17 protein-coding genes and 1 tRNA gene are annotated in these 19,504 nt (G+C 33.6%); 12 read left to right on the forward strand and 6 right to left on the reverse strand.

Features of this window, described 5'->3' with window-relative positions:
* Positions 1 to 51 precede the first annotated feature (51 nt).
* On the forward strand, positions 52 to 792 hold the full coding sequence (locus Q4Q47_RS07010) for a DUF3298 and DUF4163 domain-containing protein (protein ID WP_303305937.1): 741 nt from the start codon (positions 52 to 54) through the stop codon (positions 790 to 792).
* Here the strand turns inward: Q4Q47_RS07010 and Q4Q47_RS07015 are convergent.
* Entirely contained in the window at positions 772 to 1,236 is a 465-nt protein-coding gene (locus Q4Q47_RS07015; RefSeq protein WP_303305938.1) for a DinB family protein, read from the reverse strand. The two genes, Q4Q47_RS07010 and Q4Q47_RS07015, sit on opposite strands and share 21 nt — an antisense overlap.
* Before the next feature lie 109 nt (positions 1,237 to 1,345).
* On the opposite strand from Q4Q47_RS07015, the gene Q4Q47_RS07020 reads away from it, so the two are divergent.
* The gene (locus Q4Q47_RS07020) at positions 1,346 to 1,702 is read left to right on the forward strand and encodes an arsenate reductase family protein (protein ID WP_303305939.1); all 357 of its coding nucleotides are present in this window, start codon (positions 1,346 to 1,348) and stop codon (positions 1,700 to 1,702) included.
* A gap of 55 nt (positions 1,703 to 1,757) precedes the next feature.
* Here Q4Q47_RS07020 and Q4Q47_RS07025 read toward each other — a convergent pair whose 3' ends face one another.
* The 3 genes from Q4Q47_RS07025 to rseP form a co-directional block, all read right to left on the reverse strand.
* Positions 1,758 to 4,553, reverse strand: coding sequence for an immunoglobulin-like domain-containing protein (locus Q4Q47_RS07025; protein ID WP_303305940.1), 2,796 nt, complete (start codon positions 4,551 to 4,553; stop codon positions 1,758 to 1,760).
* 450 nt (positions 4,554 to 5,003) lie between these two features.
* A tRNA-Asn gene (locus Q4Q47_RS07030) sits at positions 5,004 to 5,077 on the reverse strand.
* Positions 5,078 to 5,150: 73 nt separating this feature from the next.
* On the reverse strand, positions 5,151 to 6,497 hold the full coding sequence (rseP, locus tag Q4Q47_RS07035; RefSeq protein WP_303305941.1) for an RIP metalloprotease RseP: 1,347 nt from the start codon (positions 6,495 to 6,497) through the stop codon (positions 5,151 to 5,153).
* A 335-nt stretch (positions 6,498 to 6,832) separates the two neighbouring features.
* Here rseP and Q4Q47_RS07040 point away from each other — a divergent pair, with 335 nt between their 5' ends.
* The 4 genes from Q4Q47_RS07040 (at position 6,833) to Q4Q47_RS07055 (ending at position 10,218) form a co-directional block, all read left to right on the forward strand.
* The gene (locus tag Q4Q47_RS07040; RefSeq protein WP_303305942.1) at positions 6,833 to 7,507 is read left to right on the forward strand and encodes an SCO family protein; all 675 of its coding nucleotides are present in this window, start codon (positions 6,833 to 6,835) and stop codon (positions 7,505 to 7,507) included.
* Positions 7,508 to 7,579: 72 nt separating this feature from the next.
* Positions 7,580 to 7,816 carry a FeoA family protein gene (locus Q4Q47_RS07045; RefSeq protein ID WP_303305943.1) on the forward strand — a complete coding sequence of 79 codons (237 nt, stop codon included), beginning with the start codon at positions 7,580 to 7,582 and terminating at the stop codon, positions 7,814 to 7,816.
* A complete protein-coding gene (gene feoB, locus Q4Q47_RS07050) occupies positions 7,809 to 10,046 on the forward strand; it encodes a ferrous iron transport protein B (RefSeq protein WP_303305944.1) in 2,238 nt (745 codons plus the stop codon). The genes Q4Q47_RS07045 and feoB overlap by 8 nt, the downstream gene beginning before the upstream one ends.
* A 34-nt stretch (positions 10,047 to 10,080) precedes the next feature.
* Entirely contained in the window at positions 10,081 to 10,218 is a 138-nt protein-coding gene (locus tag Q4Q47_RS07055; RefSeq protein ID WP_303305945.1) for a FeoB-associated Cys-rich membrane protein, read from the forward strand.
* A 36-nt stretch (positions 10,219 to 10,254) separates the two neighbouring features.
* Here the strand turns inward: Q4Q47_RS07055 and Q4Q47_RS07060 are convergent, their stop codons facing one another.
* Complete coding sequence (locus tag Q4Q47_RS07060; RefSeq protein ID WP_303305946.1) at positions 10,255 to 10,911, reverse strand: metal-dependent transcriptional regulator; 657 nt, start codon at positions 10,909 to 10,911, stop codon at positions 10,255 to 10,257.
* Between the two features lie 100 nt (positions 10,912 to 11,011).
* Between Q4Q47_RS07060 and Q4Q47_RS07065 the strand changes: the two genes are divergently transcribed.
* The 6 genes from Q4Q47_RS07065 to Q4Q47_RS07090 all read left to right on the forward strand — a co-directional run bounded on the left by Q4Q47_RS07065 (position 11,012) and on the right by Q4Q47_RS07090 (position 18,008).
* A complete protein-coding gene (locus tag Q4Q47_RS07065; RefSeq protein ID WP_303305947.1) occupies positions 11,012 to 13,228 on the forward strand; it encodes a TonB-dependent receptor in 2,217 nt (738 codons plus the stop codon).
* 39 nt (positions 13,229 to 13,267) lie between these two features.
* Entirely contained in the window at positions 13,268 to 14,179 is a 912-nt protein-coding gene (locus tag Q4Q47_RS07070; RefSeq protein ID WP_303305948.1) for a metal ABC transporter solute-binding protein, Zn/Mn family, read from the forward strand.
* Between the two features lie 121 nt (positions 14,180 to 14,300).
* Positions 14,301 to 15,074, forward strand: coding sequence for a metal ABC transporter ATP-binding protein (locus Q4Q47_RS07075; RefSeq protein ID WP_303305949.1), 774 nt, complete (start codon positions 14,301 to 14,303; stop codon positions 15,072 to 15,074).
* 96 nt (positions 15,075 to 15,170) lie between these two features.
* Positions 15,171 to 16,298: a metal ABC transporter permease gene (locus Q4Q47_RS07080; protein WP_303305950.1), complete on the forward strand. Its 1,128-nt coding sequence runs from the start codon at positions 15,171 to 15,173 to the stop codon at positions 16,296 to 16,298.
* Positions 16,291 to 17,451 carry a metal ABC transporter permease gene (locus Q4Q47_RS07085; protein WP_303305951.1) on the forward strand — a complete coding sequence of 387 codons (1,161 nt, stop codon included), beginning with the start codon at positions 16,291 to 16,293 and terminating at the stop codon, positions 17,449 to 17,451. Before Q4Q47_RS07080 ends, Q4Q47_RS07085 begins: the two co-directional genes overlap by 8 nt.
* A 197-nt stretch (positions 17,452 to 17,648) precedes the next feature.
* The gene (locus Q4Q47_RS07090) at positions 17,649 to 18,008 is read left to right on the forward strand and encodes a YraN family protein (protein WP_303305952.1); all 360 of its coding nucleotides are present in this window, start codon (positions 17,649 to 17,651) and stop codon (positions 18,006 to 18,008) included.
* Between the two features lie 4 nt (positions 18,009 to 18,012).
* On the opposite strand, the gene Q4Q47_RS07095 is transcribed toward Q4Q47_RS07090, so the two are convergent.
* Positions 18,013 to 19,341 (reverse strand): TlpA family protein disulfide reductase, encoded by a 1,329-nt coding sequence (locus Q4Q47_RS07095; RefSeq protein ID WP_303305953.1) that lies wholly within the window; start codon positions 19,339 to 19,341, stop codon positions 18,013 to 18,015.
* Positions 19,342 to 19,504: the final 163 nt, after the last annotated feature.

A 19,504-nucleotide genomic window follows, 5' to 3' on the forward strand; every position in this document is an offset into this window, starting at 1 on the left:
AATTTTATATTGATGAATTATTTTTCAATTCAAATGCAATAATTATCTTTAATGCTACTTAATAACCCAAGTATGTTTTATAAAAAGCCCCTTTTAATTGTATACCTATTTTTCATTTTTATAGCTTGTAAAAATGAATTAAATCTGTCATTTTCTGAGGTAAACATTTCAACCAGCAACAATCATCTCGTTGAAGTAAATATTCCAGATGCCAAAGGAAATGAAGGCATTGCCAACCAAATAAATTTAATAATTAAAAAAACGGTCGTAGCATTATTACATACTGGAGAACAAGACAGTATCACTTCAAAATCCATTGAAGAAAGTATTACTTTATTCAATAAAGAATTTCAAACATTTAAAACCGATTTTCCAGAAACTGCACAACAATGGGAAGCACAAATAGATGGAGAAGTTATGTTTCAATCTTCAGAAATTATAAGTATTGCTATAACATCTTATGTTAACACAGGTGGTGCGCACGGAACATTAAACATTTCTTTCTTAAATTTTGAAACTGAAACTGGGAATTTAATTTCTAATGACAAATTATTTAAAGATATTGATGGCTTCGAAAAAGTAGCTAAAACTTATTTTGATAAAACCGTTAAGGACAAAGATGCCATTTTTGACATTGAAACCTTCAAATTACCTGCAAATATCGCTTATAATGAAGAAGGTGTTATTTTACTTTATAATATCTATGAGATAGCGCCATATTCAACGGGCATTATTGAGTTTACAATCCCTTTTGAAAAAGTTGACTCACTATTACATTTTAATAGCTTTTAAAAGTGCTAAAATATACCCGATGTGCAGCCCTTCATGAAAAAACACAAATTGTAATGCCTCATCTACATTTGTTAGCGTATTACCTGTTGTAGAAACGGTATATGTATTATACTCTTTAAAGGTTTTATTTTTATAATCCGCTTCTGTTTTTTCTATAGTTGAAAATAATAATTCCTTTATCTCATTAACTTCCTTTTGTGTAACAAAAGCTTCTGGCTTACTATCTTTTCTATATTTATCAATCGTTTCACTAGATAACATCATCGGTAAACCTGATAGTTTGTAAACTAAAAGTTGCTCACTCACAATTATATGGGCAACATTCCAAATAATATTATTATTAAAACCTTCAGGGATTTTATTTAAATCCTCTAAGCTTGTTTTTTCCAAAATATTTTTAAGAGAATTTCTTGTATTGGTTAATACTTCGAATGTAAATGTCATGTCATTTATTTTTTGGATAAATATAGTTCTAAATGATATATTTACTTTTATTTTGTTGGGAATAGTTTTCGTGAACGGAATACCCAGAACTAAAGACAAATACGAACACATGAAAAAAGTATATTATTTAAAAACCTGTAGTACTTGTATTAGAATATTGAAAGAGTTAAATCTGTCTTCTGAATTTGTTTTACAAAATATTAAAACAGAAGAAATAACAGTAGCACAATTAGAGCAAATGAAAGAACTCTCAGGCAGTTATGAGTCACTTTTTAGTAAGCGTTCCAAGCTTTATAAGGAAATGGATTTAAAAAATCAAAAATTAGAAGAGCGCGACTACAAACACTATATCCTTGAGCATTATACTTTTTTAAGCAGACCTGTTATAATAAATGGTAATCAGATTTTTATTGGTAATTCCAAAAATACGGTTGCAGCAGCGAAAGCCGCTATTATTTCTAAATAAAAAACAAGGTATGGTTTAATTACAACAGGCCTGTTTAAACATAAAGTTTAAGAGGTTAACTTTTAATAATTTTGAATGTCGTACTTTTATTTTTGGCTTGAACTCTTATAAAGTACACGCCTTTTAAAGATATTATATTATTCATATTTATTTGATTCTCTTTTCCTGAATAAATCATTTTACCCATAACATCGTAAATAGACAATGACATGTCTTTTTTCCATCCATTAATATAGAATCTATTAGATACTGGATTAGGATATAAATAAACACTATTAGTATCACTTTCATCAATTGATAGTGTTCCTACAACATTTACCGTTCGTGTTACTTCGGTGGCAGCGTTTGTTGAATTGTCACTAACATTGTATGACAATATATATTCCCCAATAATAGATGTATCAACTGTACCTGTAACTATTATACTAGAAGTTATATCTCCATCAACATTATCTGTTGCAGTAGCCCCTGCGTCTGTATAAGTTGTCCCAACCTCTACTGATACTGGATTATCGCCAAGCAAATTAATCACTGGAGCAGTAGTATCTATTGCTGGAAAAGCACATAAGCCATCAAAATATATATTGCCATCATTTCCTCCTAAATCGATTCCATTTAAACCAGCGTCTATACCGGGACTAAGAACATGTAAATCTATATCACCAATGCTTAAATAATCGGAACAAAGCTCCTGAGCCAATTTAATTTCTGTCAGCGCATTACTTGTTAGGCTTTTAATTGTAATTACATTGCCAATTGTTCCAGGTGCTACTATGTTAGTTATATTTTGAGTTTTCCCTGCACCAAATTCATAGTTAAAACCAGGTTCCATGGTTAGCGTGCCTATGCTATTGCTTCCTATTATTTTTGCATTTGCTCCAAAAGAGAGCTCATTAAAACTGTTATCCCCATCTATTTGCCAATACCCGGGACCAATACTGGTCTCGGTAAACCGAACGATATTGTATGCGAAACCTCCGCCATAAAAATAATTGCCACAGCAACCCTCTCTATAGCCCGTAATGATTATTGTTGACTGACTAGCATCGCAAACATCGGCATTTCTCATATCCCAGGTCACATTCTGTCCGCCAGCTATATTTAATTGTGAAGTTCCCAGTCTAATACCCTCAACATAGGACGGACTCGCATTATAAAGCTTCACGCCTCTTGCCCCTGCCGTAATGGTCATATCAAAATTCTGGGTATCAAAAATCCCCTTGGTAATCAATACCTCATAGACCTGTGTGTTTTGTGTGAGCGACCACTCACCGCCATCACCATCAAACCAGATACGTCCTAGGTCATGACCTCCAGAAGTAATCGTGTTTCCTGTTGTGGTTGATGTAAATACCGTTCCCAGATTAATGTTATTCCCTGTTAAGGTCATATCGGCTATAAGGGTCAAGGAACCTGCTATGTTAATCTTCTTGCTATTGATGTTAAAAGTAGGAGCGTGCAAAGCTCCTGTCCAGTCCATGTTTTTAGACAAATCTCCCTCCTTGTCGACTGTAACCGTTTGTCCGGTTGAACTAAAGGAGTTGGCATCAAAAAAAACATTATCTGTTGCAGTAGGAATACAACCATACGCTGTACCTCCTGAAGATTCAGACCAGTTGTTGCCATCTGCCCAATTTCCTGATCCACCTATCCAAAATAAGTTTCTATTACTGGGTATCAATTCAGTAATATTCCATCCTGTATTTCCTCCTCCATTTATGGTGTTTGTAGCATTGAACGTAGCACCTCCAATCGCAGTAATATCAGAAAGGATTAAATAATCAAAATCTAAAGTTCCTGTTGCTACCGATAAGGTTGCTGGGGTTCCAGAGGATACAGATTTAATTTCTAAAGGCTTGATACAATTTCCATTTCCAATAATTGTACTAATATTTTGGGTTTTCCCTGCACCAAATTCATAGTTAAAACCAGGTTCCATAGTTAGCGTGCCTATGCTATTGCTTCCTATTATTTTTGCATTTGCTCCAAAAGAGAGCTCATTAAAGCTGTTATCCCCATCTATTTGCCAATACCCGGGACCAATACTGGTCTCGGTAAACCGAACGATATTGTATGCGAAACCTCCGCCATAAAAATAATTGCCACAGCAACCCTCTCTATAGCCCGTAATGATTATTGTTGACTGACTAGCATCGCAAACATCGGCATTTCTCATATCCCAGGTCACATTCTGTCCGCCAGCTATATTTAATTGTGAAGTTCCCAGTCTAATACCCTCAACATAGGACGGACTCGCATTATAAAGCTTCACGCCTCTTGCCCCTGCCGTAATGGTCATATCAAAATTCTGGGTATCAAAAACCCCTTTGGTAATCAATACCTCATAGACCTGTGTGTCTTGTGTGAGCGACCACTCACCGCCATCACCATCAAACCAGATACGCCCTAGGTCATGACCTCCAGAAGTAATCGTGTTTCCTGTTGTGGTCGAGGTAAATACCGTTCCTGCATTTATGTTATTCCCCGTTAAGGTCATATCGGCTATAAGGGTCAAGGAACCTGCTATGTTAATCTTCTTGCTATTGATGTTAAAGGTAGGAGTGTGCAGGGCTCCTGTCCAGTCCATGTTTTTAGATAGATCTCCCTCGCTGTCGACCGTAACCGTTTGTCCGGTTGAACTAAAGGAGTTGGCGTCAAAAAAAACATCATCCGCTGAGGTAGGAGCAGTACTATGAAATGTACTACCGCCAGAAGTTGTTGCCCAATGCGTTGTTGCCTCTGTCCAATTTCCTGATCCACCCACCCAGAAGTAATCTATTTGAGCAATTGAAAGCATCGGAAATATGAGAAAAAATAGCGCTAAGGAATTGTTAATACGTGTAAAAATCATTTTGAATAGGTTGTTAGATAGATAATTGTAGTATACCAAAATTAATGGCGAATTGTCCAAAATTTTGTTGAATGAAACGAGTACTTACCCTGTTTTAACTTCTTATGAAATTCTAGTACTAGACTTTACTATTTCCCACCGAAACAAACAGTATTAGCATTTCATTAAAAATTTCATGATTAAGATAGTTAGAACGCCTTATTCAGGTTTCATTACTGTCATTGTAAATCTATCAATAAAAACACAGTTAATCCGAAAACAACTACATTTAATCCGATTTTTTGTACAAATCAGTAAGAATTTTACCAATTCAGTAACAAAATTCAGATTCAAAATTCTATTAAAAGGATATTTTAACGGCTGAAATGCAGAACTTAGGGCTAAATGATAAAAAGGATTAGAAAAGTCGTAAAAACAAAAAAGTCCAACATTTCTGTTGAACTTTTTTTGCTCCTTCTCTTGGGCTCGAACCAAGGACCCTCTGATTAACAGTCAGATGCTCTAACCAACTGAGCTAAGAAGGAGTGTATCTTTTTGCCTTAGCGAGCGCAAATATATATATATTTTTAGTTACTGCAAATAAAAATTTTAAAAATTTTACCCAAAAATGGCTTTATAAATATCATTTCCATTAGCAAACAAAACTAAAGCTATTAAAATAAAGAAACCAGCCATTTGCGCATATTCCATAAATTTATCTCCGGGTTTTCTGCCAGACACCATTTCGTATAGTAAAAACATCACATGGCCACCATCTAAAGCGGGTATTGGTAATAAGTTTAAAACGCCTAGCATGATTGATAAAAAGGCGGTGATACCCCAAAATACTTGCCAGCTCCAAAAACTCGGGAATATATCGTAAATAGCTTTGAATCCCCCTACACCTTTATATGCTCCCGTACTTGGTGTGAAAATAGCTTTAAACTGAGTTATATAAGATGATACTTTATCTCCAGCTTTCTTTAATCCTATTGGAAAGGATTCAAAAAAGCCATATTCTTTAGTCTCAAATTGATAATATCCTAAAGCTTCTAAGGTTTCAGGCGTAGATCCTGATGCATAAACCAATCCTAACTTACCGGCCTCACTTATTTTCAATGGTAGAGTAACTTCGGCATCATCTCTTAAAACTGTAGCACGAACCTCTTGCCCTTTAAATTTCTCTAATCCAGATTTTACCTGATCAATATACTTTGTTTCAAAATCGTTTAATCCAAGAATAATATCTCCTTTTCTAATACCACTATTCTTATTATAAGAAGTATCAGGAACTTTAACTATAACAAAAGGCTCTCTTAAGCTTATAAAACCTTTTTCCTTAGAATCAATTAACTGTGATAAAAAATCTTCAGGCATATTTACTGTTAATTGCTCCCCATTTCTTTCAATAATTATCTCTTTACCAAACAGCACTTTTTCAGAAATTTCAGAAAAATTTTCAATTTTGTCGCCGTCTACAGAAATAATTTTATCCCCTGTGTGCAATCCCGCTTTATTAGCAATGGTACTTTCAATTAAAAGACCATCTTTAATATTTTCATTTGGTAAAAATCGATCCCCATAAAAATAACTCATCCCGATATAAATGAAAATTGCCAGTAAAAAATTCACTGTGACACCACCTAACATAATAATTAAACGTTGCCATGCAGGTTTAGATCGAAACTCCCAAGGCTGTGGTTCTTGAGCCATTTGCTCAGTATCCATACTTTCATCAATCATTCCAGCAATCTTTACATAGCCCCCTAATGGTAACCAACCTATACCATAAACAGTTTCACCTATTTTCTTCTTGAACAATGAAAATTTCACATCAAAAAACAAATAAAACTTCTCTACTCTCGTTTTAAAAGCCTTTGCAGGAATAAAATGTCCTAATTCGTGCAAAATAATTAACAACGAAAGACTTAGTAAAAATTGAGATATTTTAATAACAAACTCCATATAACTTCAATCGAATTTTTTAATCGCACAAAAGTACGCTTTTAAACCAACTTTAAAAAGACAATTATAACATGCAGATCTTTTTAACAAGAATTTAAGCTTAAATAAAATTCTATGCATTAAAATAAAAAGGCTGTATGTAATACATATAAAACCATTTCTTTCTTTTAGATTCTCATTTTATTTATTGCTTTTATTTTTTTAATAATGATTTCATGGGAATGACAATTTTAACGGAAATCCTCAGGTTCAGCCTCGGGAATTCTTTTCGATTAAATTTTTAGTCATCGATGTTTCATTGTATTTTTGCATAAATTTAATTTAACCAACTAATAATGGTATCATTTTTTAAGAATTATAGAGGGTTTGCAATTGTTTTTGCCATTATTTCTATTATTATAGTTTCAATTATCTACAACACTTTAAATGTTTACCAACCGCTCCCTATTTATCAGCCTACCATGGTAAGTAGCGAATTGGTAGACAGCACTATTCAATATAAAAAAAAATATCATAAAATAGCCGATTTTTCACTTATCAATCAAAACGGGAAAACAATTACACAAAACGATTACAAAGACAAAATATACGTAGCCGATTTCTTTTTCACCACCTGCCAAACCATTTGCCCCATTATGACCGATCATATGGAGCAAATACAACAAGAAATTATTAATGACAGTGACATCATGCTACTTTCTCACTCGGTAACTCCAGAAATCGATACTGTTGCCCAACTAAAACGTTATGCTAAGAAAAAAGGAGTAAATGATAGTAAATGGAATTTAGTTACTGGTGATAAAAAACAAATATATCAACTTGCGAGAAAGAGTTATTTGGCAGTTAAAGACCATGGAGATGGAGGCCCTTTCGATATGGTACATACAGAAAACTTCATGCTTATTGATAAAAAACGGCAAATAAGAGGCTTTTATGATGGTACAGATGGAGAAGATATCAATCGCTTACTTGATGATATTGAAATCCTTAAAGAAGAATATCAAAAATAGTTTTTTATCAAGCATTTTTTTAGGCTACTTTTTTATACTACTTTTGCTTCTTTAAAATCAATCTAAATAAGCTTGCAGGACACTTTAGCACATCTCAAACGTGGTGAAAAGGGTATTATTACCGATGTTTCATCTATTCATATCCCATTAAAACTCTTAGAAATGGGGTGTTTACCTGGTAATTCTGTGCAACTTGTACAACTTGCTCCTTTTCAAGACCCCATGTATTTAAATATTAATGGCACACATTTAGCCATTAGAAAGGAAACTGCTTCTCATATTTTAATTGAAAAAATAACACATGAGTAAGCAAATAAATGTCGCCTTAATTGGCAATCCAAATACGGGAAAAACATCCGTTTTCAATGCACTAACAGGATTAAACCAAAAAGTTGGTAATTATCCAGGTATAACCGTTGAAAAAAAGGAAGGGATATGCAAACTACCTCGAGGTGTTAAAGCTCATATTATTGATTTACCTGGAACTTACAGCCTGAACGCTTCTTCTCTTGATGAAAACGTGGTTATAGAGCTGCTCTTAAATAAAAATGATAAAGATTTTCCAGATATAGCAGTCGTTGTAAGTGATGTCGAGAATTTAAAACGAAATCTTTTATTATTTACACAAATTAAAGATTTAGAAATTCCTACACTTCTTGTTATTAACATGGCAGATAGGATGAATTACAAGGGTATTTCTTTGGATATTGATTATTTAGAAGAACATCTTCAAACCAAAATTGCTTTAATAAGCACAAGAAAAAATGAAGGTATTGATAATTTAAAAAATCTCATTGCTAATTTTAAAGACTTATCTGTAACGCCTTGTTTAAATGCTTCAGAGATAGATCAAGATTATTTTGGGAATTTACGTAAAACATTTCCTAACCAACTTTTATATAAACTTTGGTTAGTAATTACGCAAGATGTTAACTTCGGAAAAACAGATAGAAACGAAATTGATGCGGTTGCTAATTTTAAAACTAAAAGTAAAAGTGATTTAAAACGTTTACAGCAAAAGGAAACAATTAAACGCTATCAATTCATAAATAATGTTCTTAAAAAAGGACAAACAATTGATGTTTCTCAAGCCAAAGATTTACGAACAAAACTAGATCGTATTTTAACCCATAAGGTTTGGGGCTATGCAATTTTCTTTGTTATTCTCCTTACTATTTTTCAAGCAATTTATGACTGGTCCGGCGTACCAATGGATTTTATTGACAACGTTTTTGCATCATTAAGCGAATGGGTTAAAACCATGTTACCAAATGGCGCTTTCACAAATTTATTAGCAGAAGGTATTATTCCTGGCCTTGGAGGTATTGTTATTTTTATTCCACAAATTGCCTTTTTATTCTTATTTATAGCCGTGCTTGAAGAAAGTGGTTATATGAGTCGTGTTGTATTTTTAATGGATCGAGTGATGCGGCGTTTTGGTTTAAGTGGTAAAAGTGTCGTACCATTAATCTCAGGTACTGCTTGTGCCATTCCAGCAATTATGGCCACAAGAAATATTGAAAGCTGGAAAGAACGCTTAATCACTATTTTAGTAACGCCTTTTACAACTTGTTCTGCGAGATTGCCCGTTTATTTAATCATCATAGAATTGGTGATACCCGAAGGTCGTTTTATTGGTCTTGGTTATCAGCCTTTAACATTAATGTTGCTTTACTTAATTGGATTTGGGTCTGCAGTTTTCTCAGCTTACTTACTTAATAAAGTTCTAAAAATAAAAAGCAAAACTTTTTTTGTGGTTGAAATGCCCAATTACAAACTCCCTCTTTTCAAAAATGTAGGGCTTACGGTTATTGAAAAAACAAAAGCTTTTATTTTTGGTGCTGGAAAAATTATTTTAGCCATATCAATAGTTATTTGGGTATTAGGTTCTATAGGCATTAACTCGAACTATAGTAATGCAAAAGAGATTGTTAATGATGGAATTAGTAAAAATGGTTTCAATAACATTCAAGCATTTTCTTTACAAAATAAGCAGGAACGTTATGAACATAGTTTGATCGAAGATTATGATAATATCACAGAAACTCAAATTTCTGACTCCATAGCTTATAAAACACCTCTTTTCAAAAAAGCAGTCATTAATGACGAAATTGCTTCTCTTAAATTAGAGAACTCTGTTTTGGGGTATATTGGAAAAGTTGTAGAACCTGCAATTAAGCCTTTAGGATATGATTGGAAAATAGGGATCGCCATTGTGAGTTCGTTTGCAGCGCGGGAGGTTTTTATTAGTACTTTATCCACGATCTATAGTGTTGGAAGTGAAATAGAAGATGATGAAAACAAAACAATTCGTGCCAAAATGCAATCTGAAAGGCACCAATTAACAAATAAAGCTGTTTTTACTTTTGCTTCTGGTATTTCACTATTGTTATTCTACGCATTCGCTATGCAATGTATGAGTACTCTAGCTATTGTAAAAAAAGAAACCAACAGTTGGAAATGGCCTGTTTTACAATTGGTAATTATGACTACTTTTGCTTATATAGTAGCGTTAATTGCATTTCAATTTTTAAAATAAGTAAATTTACTAAACCTGTTACGACAAAACATATATGAACACCATCATTCAAGACATATTAGTTTTTACAGCAATGGCTTTAGCTGTTATGTTTTTGATTAAAAAATTCTTCTGGAAAAAATCAAAACCTAAAAAAACCTGTGGTGGAGATGACAGTTGTGGATGTCATTAATTTTATGATGCTCTTTCTCAATTAAAGGATTTAACTTTAAGAAACCTTTACAAATAGATTATTGGCGATCATATTAGATATAATAAGCTCTTTTGTTTTTATCTTTATTGTGATAGAATTATCAAAAGGTTCACGGTGACAAATTTTCAATTCCGTTCCCAGGGCAATATTATTTTTGTCTAAATACTTTAAAAAATCTGAGGAAGAATCCTGAACCCCAACACAAATACAATCATTTCCAATCTTCGCTTCAGAAAGTAAAATTTTATCAATTTTTTTGATCTTACCCGTTTTGTCCGGAATAGGGTCTCCATGTGGGTCGTGGGTGGGAAATTCTAAAAATGCATCTAACTGACTAATTAATTTTTTAGACTTTATATGTTCTAACTGTTCCGCCACTTCATGAACCTCATCCCATGAAAAATTTAATTTCTCAACCAAAAACACTTCCCAAAGTCTGTGTTTTCTAACAATATTAATAGCGATTTCTTTTCCTTTTTTAGTTAAAGTGACTCCTTGATATTTTTTATAATCGACATACTCTTTTTCAGAAAGTTTCTTAACCATATCGGTCACAGACGATGCTTTTGTTTCCATCTCCTTGGCAATAGCATTCGTGCTTACATTATTAACACCGTACTTTCCAAGATGATAAATAGCTTTTATATAATTTTCTTCTGTAAGGGTTATCATAACTGTATTTTTAGATAAAACAAAGATAGAATAAATATAATATCAAAATAATTTTTAGACTAATCTAAAAATTATTTTATATTTGCATAAAAAATATAACATGAGATACCTAATAATATTCTTTATAAGTATATTATCTTTTACAGTAAACGCTCAAAACATAACAGGTAAAACAATATCAGACGGTAGTGCTTTACCTTATGTAAATATTTATTTAAAAAGCACACAAAAAGGAGCCGTATCTAACGACGATGGCTCATTTAAAATAAACAATATAGATGCTGGTACATATACTATTATTGCTTCATTCACTGGGTATCAAACTCAGAAAAAAACAATTACTATATCTTCAAATGATGTTGTTGTTGATTTTAATTTACCAGAATCCGAATTACTTGAAGAAGTTGTAGTTACAGGAACTTTAAAAGCAGTATCTCGTCTGGAAAGTCCAGTACCAGTTGAAGTTTACTCACCTGCTTTTTTAAAAAAGAACCCAACGCCTAATATTTTTGAAGCCTTGCAAAATGTAAATGGCGTCCGTCCACAGATTAATTGTAATGTTTGTAATACGGGAGATATTCATATTAATGGCTTAGAAGGTCCATACACCCTCGTACTTATCGATGGTATGCCTATTGTAAGTGGATTATCTACTGTTTATGGTCTCTCAGGAATTCCTAATTCCTTAATCGAACAAATTGAAATTGTAAAAGGCCCTGCTTCTTCCCTTTACGGAAGTGAGGCCGTTGGAGGCTTAATTAATATCATAACAAAACTTCCTGAAAACGCACCTCGTTTTTTTGCCGACAGTTATGCAACAGGTTGGGGAGAGGTTAATCTGGATCTGGGATTTAAAACCAAAGTAGGCAATAAAGCCAATTTACTTTTTGGCACTAATTATTTTAACTACAATAATCCGATAGATAATAATGGTGATAATTTTACTGATTTAACCCTTCAAAATAGAATTTCTGCTTTTCAGAAATGGGATTTTAAACGCGACGAAAACAGGCTCTTTTCTTTGGCTGGACGCTATTTTTATGAAGATAGGTGGGGTGGAGAAATGCAATGGAATCCATCTTATAGAGGAGGTGATCAGGTTTACGGTGAAAGTATTTATACTTCTCGTTTTGAATTTTTAGGAAAATACCAATTACCAATGACAGAAAAAGTTTTGTTTCAGTTCTCTTATACAGATCATGACCAAAATTCGGTATATGGCAATGTCCCATACTTAGCACAACAGCGTATTGGTTTCGGACAATTCACCTGGGACAAATCGCTTAAAAATCATGATTTACTATTTGGTGTGGCTGCCAGATACAATTACTACAATGATAGTACACCGGCAACAGTAGGAGCCGATGAAGTTGTTATTCCATCTCTTTTTGCTCAAGATGAAATTAAACTTAACGACAAAAACACCATACTATTAGGTGCTCGTTATGATTATGATAAAAGGCATGGTAATATATTTACACCAAGAATTGCCTACAAATTTAAACCTACAAGTGATGATATTTTTCGTGTAAATGCTGGAACAGGATTTAGAGTGGTTAATATTTTCACTGAAGAACATGCAGCCCTTACTGGTGCAAGAGATGTTATCATTACAGAAGAATTAAAACCAGAACGTTCCTATAATGTCAATATAAATTACCTTAAAAAGTTTTATACCAAGTCAGGAGCTATAATAGGACTAGATGCCTCCGCCTGGTATACACATTTTACAAATCTAATTACACCGGATTACGATACAAACCCCAACCAAATTATATATGACAATTTAAATGGTAAAGCAATTACTAAAGGAGTAAGTGTAAATTTAGATGCTATTATTGCTAGCGGCGTTAAGGTTTTAATAGGTGGAACACTTCAAGATGTTTCTCAAACTGAAAATGGTATAAAACAGCGTCAAATTTTAACCGAGCGCTTTACAGGGACATGGGCTGCCTCTTACAAAAGTTACAAATACAATTTAACTCTAGATTATACGGGCAATATATACGGCCCTATGCGATTACCTACTTTAGGAGAATTTGATCCTCGAAGAAAAAATTCTCCCTTATGGAGTATACAAAACATACAATTAACCTATGATGGACTAGCTAATTTTGAAATTTATGGAGGTGTAAAAAACCTATTAAACTGGACACCAAATAAAGGAAATCCTTTTATCATTTCAAGGGCCAATGATCCGTTTGATAAAACTTTAGATGAAAATGACCCTACAGATCTACCTTTCGATCCATCTTATGTATATGGACCAAATCAAGGTATTCGCGCATTTTTTGGCATGAGATACTCTTTTAAATAATTAAGCGGCTTTTTAGTAATTTCGCAACAAAATAAATACATGAAAAAATACCTCTACATAATCGTTATCAGTTTAGTTTTTTTAAGCTGTAAAAATGAAAGAAAGGTTAACAACAAATTAAATGTAGTCACTACAACGACCATGATTACCGATTTGGTAAAGAATATAGGTGGTGAGCATATTAACCTACAAGGATTAATGGGAAGTGGTGTCGATCCTCATTTATATAAAGCCAGCGAAGGTGATGTCACTAAATTAGCCAATGCAGATATTATTTTTTACAACGGGTTGCATTTAGAAGGAAAGTTGGTAGAAGTATTCGAAAAAATGCACAATCAAAGAACCAAAACGATTGCCATTTCTGATGCTTTAGATAAAAATACGCTTATTGGCTCCGAATATTTTGCCTCTAATTATGACCCTCATATTTGGTTTAATACAGATTATTGGATACAAGCCACCAAGTTTATAGTTAAAAAGCTGTCAGAAACAATTCCAGAACAAAAAATAACATTTGAAACCAATGGCGCTAATTACATTAAACAACTGGAAGCATTGAAAACCAAATTAACAGCAACTATTGACACCCTTCCGGAAGAAAAACGTATTTTGGTAACAGCACATGACGCCTTTAATTATTTCGGAAAATCATTTCATTTTGAAGTCGTTGGTTTACAAGGGCTATCAACAGCTACCGAGGCAGGCGTACAAGATGTTCAAAAATTATCAGCTTTCATTATAGAAAAAAATGTAAAAGCTATTTTTGTAGAAAGTTCAGTACCAAAACGTACTATTGAAGCCTTACAAGCTGCAGTGAATTCTAAAGGACATCATGTTACCATTGGAGGTTCTTTGTACTCTGACGCACTTGGAAACGCAGGCACTATTGAAGGCACTTATATTGGTATGTTTAAGTATAATGTAAATACTATTGTAAATGCGCTTAAATAAGTTAGAAGTATCCAGTTGCAATTTGCAGTATAACTCAAACATAAAACGCACTGGTTTCTAAAAAATAATATAAGTAGGGATCTCATAATTTAAAAACCATAGTTATTAAGTTAATTAAGTGATGAACGAAGATAAAGAGCATAAAGAAATTCCTGACTCCACAGGAAGAATCGCTGTAAAAGTAGACGATTTAACGGTTGCCTATAACTACAAACCTGTACTTTGGGATATCGATTTAGAAATACCGGAAGGAGTTCTTATGGCTATTGTTGGACCTAATGGTGCAGGAAAATCAACACTTATCAAATCAATTCTTGGTATTTTAAACCCCATTGCAGGTAGCGTTAGTATTTATGGAAAATCTTATGAAAAACAACGAGCATTAGTTGCTTATGTACCACAAAAAGGAAGTGTAGATTGGGATTTTCCAACAACTGCCTTAGATGTCGTAATGATGGGAACATATGGCAGTTTAGGTTGGATCAAGCGTCCGGGTCAAAAAGAAAAAAAAATGGCTCTTGAAGCATTAGAAAAAGTAGGTATGTTACCTTTTAAGAACAGACAAATAAGTCAACTTTCCGGAGGGCAACAACAACGTATTTTCCTAGCAAGAGCTTTGGTACAAGATGCTTCCATCTATTTTATGGATGAACCATTTCAAGGCGTTGATGCCACAACCGAAATTGCCATCATTAATATTTTAAAAGAACTCAGAAAAGCAAATAAAACAGTTATTGTCGTGCATCACGATTTACAAACGGTTCCAGAATATTTCGATTGGGTAACCTTTTTAAATGTAAAGAAAATTGCCACAGGTCCCGTTAAGGACATCTTTAATGATGATAATTTAACAAAGACCTACGGTATTAATTATAAAGTTAGTATACAGGAGTAAAAAAGTAAACCGTTTTCAGTGGCAGTATGCAGTGCTTACTCGAAACGAATAAAAAATATGTGAAAAAAGGAAGAGATTCCTGCCTTCGCAGGAATTATGGATGTAACAGAATACATAAAACTTGTCTTCACAGACTACACACTAAGAACCATAACCTTAGGCACCGCTATTCTTGGTGCGATAACGGGCATGCTCGGTAGTTTTGCGGTATTACGAAAGCAAAGCCTATTGGGTGATGCTATCTCACATGCTGCTTTGCCTGGCATTGCTATTGCTTTTTTAATTACAGGAGCAAAAGACAGTAATGTATTATTATTAGGCGCTTTAATAAGTGGGCTTATAGGGACGTTTTGGATTCGTGGCATCATTAGTAAAACGCATTTAAAATCAGATACTGCTTTAGGGCTTATTCTGTCTCTATTTTTTGGTTTCGGAATGCTCCTCTTAACTTTTATTCAAAAACAACCCAATGCAAATCAAGCAGGTTTAGATAAATATTTATTCGGGCAAGCCGCCACTTTATTAGAAAGTGATGTTTGGCTTATGACTATTGTAACAGGTGTCTGTCTTATCGTTTTACTGCTTTTTTGGAAAGAATTTAAAATCCTTCTTTTTGACGCCGACTATACAAAAACACTTGGATTCAACACTAAATTTATAGATGTTTTGATTACCACCTTTATTGTGCTAGCTATTGTATTAGGTTTACAAACGGTAGGTGTCGTTCTTATGAGTGCTATGCTCTTAGCTCCCGCCGCCGCCGCAAGACAATGGACTAATAGTTTGGGAATTATGGTACTTCTGGCAGCCATGTTTGGAGCATTTTCAGGCGTTTTTGGAACAGCTATTAGTGCCAGTCAAAATAACCTATCAACAGGCCCTGTAATTGTTATCGTTGCTGGTGTATTCGTGCTGGTTTCCTTTATCTTTTCACCAAGTCGCGGATTACTTTTTAAACAAATACGATTTATCAAAAACCGTCGTGATTTACAGCTTCATAAAACATTGTCGTTTATGTATCACATTGCTGAAACACATGAAAATATTTCACACCCTCACGCCATTAAGATCTTGAATAATTTTCAAGGATATACAAAAGGGACGCTTCAAAAATTAGTTCGAAAAAACTACGTAAAACTCAGTGGCAGTATGTGGAGTTTAACAGAAGAAGGTTTTAAAACAGCTTCTAATTTGTACAACCAACAAACCGAAGATAATGAGTAGCGCCCAAATAGAAATACAGCTTATTGCCAGTTTGGTTGCCATTGCCTGTGCCATTCCCGGTACTTTTTTAGTGCTTCGCAAAATGGCAATGATTAGCGATGCTATAAGCCATTCTATTTTGCCTGGTATTGTTATAGGTTTTTTTATAACTCAAGATTTAAACTCGCCGCTACTTATTTTACTAGCAGCTTTAACGGGTATTATAACTGTTATTTTAGTGGAATACATTCAAAAAACTGGCTTGGTAAAAGAAGACACTGCCATTGGTTTAGTCTTCCCCATATTGTTTAGTATTGGTGTTATTCTAATTGCCAAAAATGCCAACGATGTTCATTTAGATGTAGACGCTGTTTTATTAGGTGAATTAGCCTTTGCGCCTTTTGATAGGTTATTAATTGCAGGGATGGATGTTGGTCCAAAATCGCTATGGGTTATTGGTAGTATTTTACTCATTACGATTGGATTATTATTTGCATTTTTTAAAGAACTCAAAATAAGCACATTTGATGTTGGGTTAGCAGCATCTTTAGGGTTTTCGCCTGCTGTTATTCATTATGGACTCATGACGGTTTCTTCAATCACAACTGTTGGCGCTTTTGATGCCGTTGGTGCCATTTTAGTAGTTGCTTTAATGATTGCTCCTGCTGCTACTGCTTATTTGCTTACGACCAACCTAAAACGCATGCTTGTATACGCTATTTGTTTTGGTGTATTTAGTGCCATTTCTGGTTATTGGCTAGCACATTGGTTAGATGCTTCCATTGCTGGCTCTATTACCACCATGTTAGGGGTACTCTTTTTACTCATTTATTTATTTGCCCCCAGTAAAGGTGTCATTGCAGTACTTTACAGAGAAAGGCAACAACGTACAGAAGTTTCGTTACTTACCTTTTTACTGCATTTAAGAAATCATAGCGAAGAAGAAGAACGCCATGTAAACCATCTTAATGAACATATTAATTGGCAAAAAGTACGGAGCAAAACGGTGTTAGAATTGGCGCTTAAAAATAACATGATTGTTATTGAAAATAAGATTGTGTCATTAACAAAAAAAGGGAAAGATTTCACTTCTCAAGCCATAGATTATATTATTACCAACGAAGATTCTAAAATTGAACATATGAAAGATGACTTCTTTTTGTTTAGAGGGTAGTGTCATTCAGAGCAAAGCGAAGAATCTCTATATATTTATACCAGATGTTTACTTTTTAATAATACCGTTTTTTAGATTCTTCAGTCGTCCCTCCTTCTCAATGACATAGCTACTTCTTTTTGTTTAGGGGATAGTTGAGTTCCTTTCTAGGTTTTGTATAAGGTTTGGAATAACAAAATATATTTTACTTTAGCTTCATGGCAAAACACAACGAACTAGGAAAAAAAGGAGAGCAATTAGCAGTCGATTTTCTGTTGAAAAATGGTTACGACATCATTGAACGTAATTACCGTTTTGATAAAGCTGAAGTTGATATTATGGCGAAACAAAAAGATATACTGGCCATTATTGAAGTAAAAACGCGCTCAACTACCGATTTTGGAAACCCTCAAGATTTTGTGAAACCAAAACAAATTCAGCGTTTAGTAAAAGCCGTTGACCACTATGTAAATGAAAATAGTTTAGATGTTGAAGTTCGTTTTGATATAATAGCTATTGTAAAAGAAAAAGAGGGTTTTAATATTGAGCATTTAGAAAACGCTTTTTATCATTTTTGATAAATTATTCTTTTTCGAAATATAGTTTTAAATCTTCAAAACTTTCTGGTTTCGAAACTATATGTTTGTCTTTGTCTAATACAAAATAAGTTGGTGTTGCAGTAACGCCATAGTCATTGCCAATCTCATTTTCCCATTTCCCTGCTCCGTAAACATGTATGAATTCTGGATAACCAGATATTAAATTTTTCCATTTAACAGTATCTTCTTCTAAAGCAACAGCAACAACTTTTACTCTACCTTTTTCTTTGGATTGAATATAGGTCTGTAATTGCGGAACCTCATCTAAACAGTGTGAACACGTACTGCTCCAAAATAAAATAACGTAACGTTCGGCGACATCTAACTTGCTTAGTTTTTTAGTGACTGTTTTTTTATCTTTTACTATTTCAAGAGAAAAATCAGGAGCTACACTACCTATAGAAAGATTTTTAAATAAAATTAATCCATGTAAAAGTTCCTGATCATTTAATGATACTGCAATATCCATTAAATAGGTTTCAGCAATATAATTCGCCACGTTCTCATGGTTTAAGTCAGCCATCTGCTGCCACAAATCGACTAACAAAATTCTTTTAACTTTTATTGGAGCGTTCTTCATAGCTTCACAAAACACATCAATATTTTTCTTATAACTAGTTATTTCATCTACTGATTTAAACGACATTCCAAACACATAATTCAACATACGTTCTTCTAAAAAACTAGAACTCTGAAGTGTTTTATTATTAAAATCCACAAAATCAAAATAGTGAGCCTTTAAACTATCAACGTAAGTGTTAACATCTTCAAACTTTTTAGGAATGTATGGTTTATTGGCTTTAATAAAAGAAAGTGCAATCGTGTTTTTTCCAGCAGACTCAAAACTAGACTGGGTTTCTGCCTGGGTCTTAAAAATGGTTTTTAATGCTAGTGTATCCTCATTCTGTTGTCTGAAATAATTTCCAAGACTTTGGGTAATCATAGACATGCTATTGGTGTAGGATGCCAATAATTTATTCTCTATTGAATTTTGAAAAGTCACGCCTGTTTCAGAATTAAACGTGAGGTCTATATCTTCTTTTCCGTTGTAGATAATATCAAAATTATAATCTTCCTGTGGTACTGCATATACTACTCTGTACATCCCTTTAGTTGCAGAAGCATCTAATTTAAATTGAAAGCTCCCGTCGGCTGCTACTTCGGTATTTGTAATATACTCAGACAACGTTGGGGTCACTTTATACAACAAAGCAACATTATAATCTTTTGCTGGTGAAAATTTACCGTTGATAGTATGTTGGGCAATAAGGATACTTGGCAATAAAACTGTTAAAAAGAATAAGCGGTTCAAAATTATACTCTATTTTTAGATTCCCGCTTGTTACTGAAACAAGTTCAGCACAGGCGCGAGAATGACATTTTCAAATGAAACCTTGATTCTTTGCATCAAGGCGTTTTTTTAATAAAGAATTTTTTGAAACGAACTATCCTCGAGGCAGAGCCATAAAGGTATT

The organism is Flavivirga spongiicola, from assembly GCF_030540825.1.
Taxonomy (GTDB): domain Bacteria; phylum Bacteroidota; class Bacteroidia; order Flavobacteriales; family Flavobacteriaceae; genus Flavivirga; species Flavivirga spongiicola.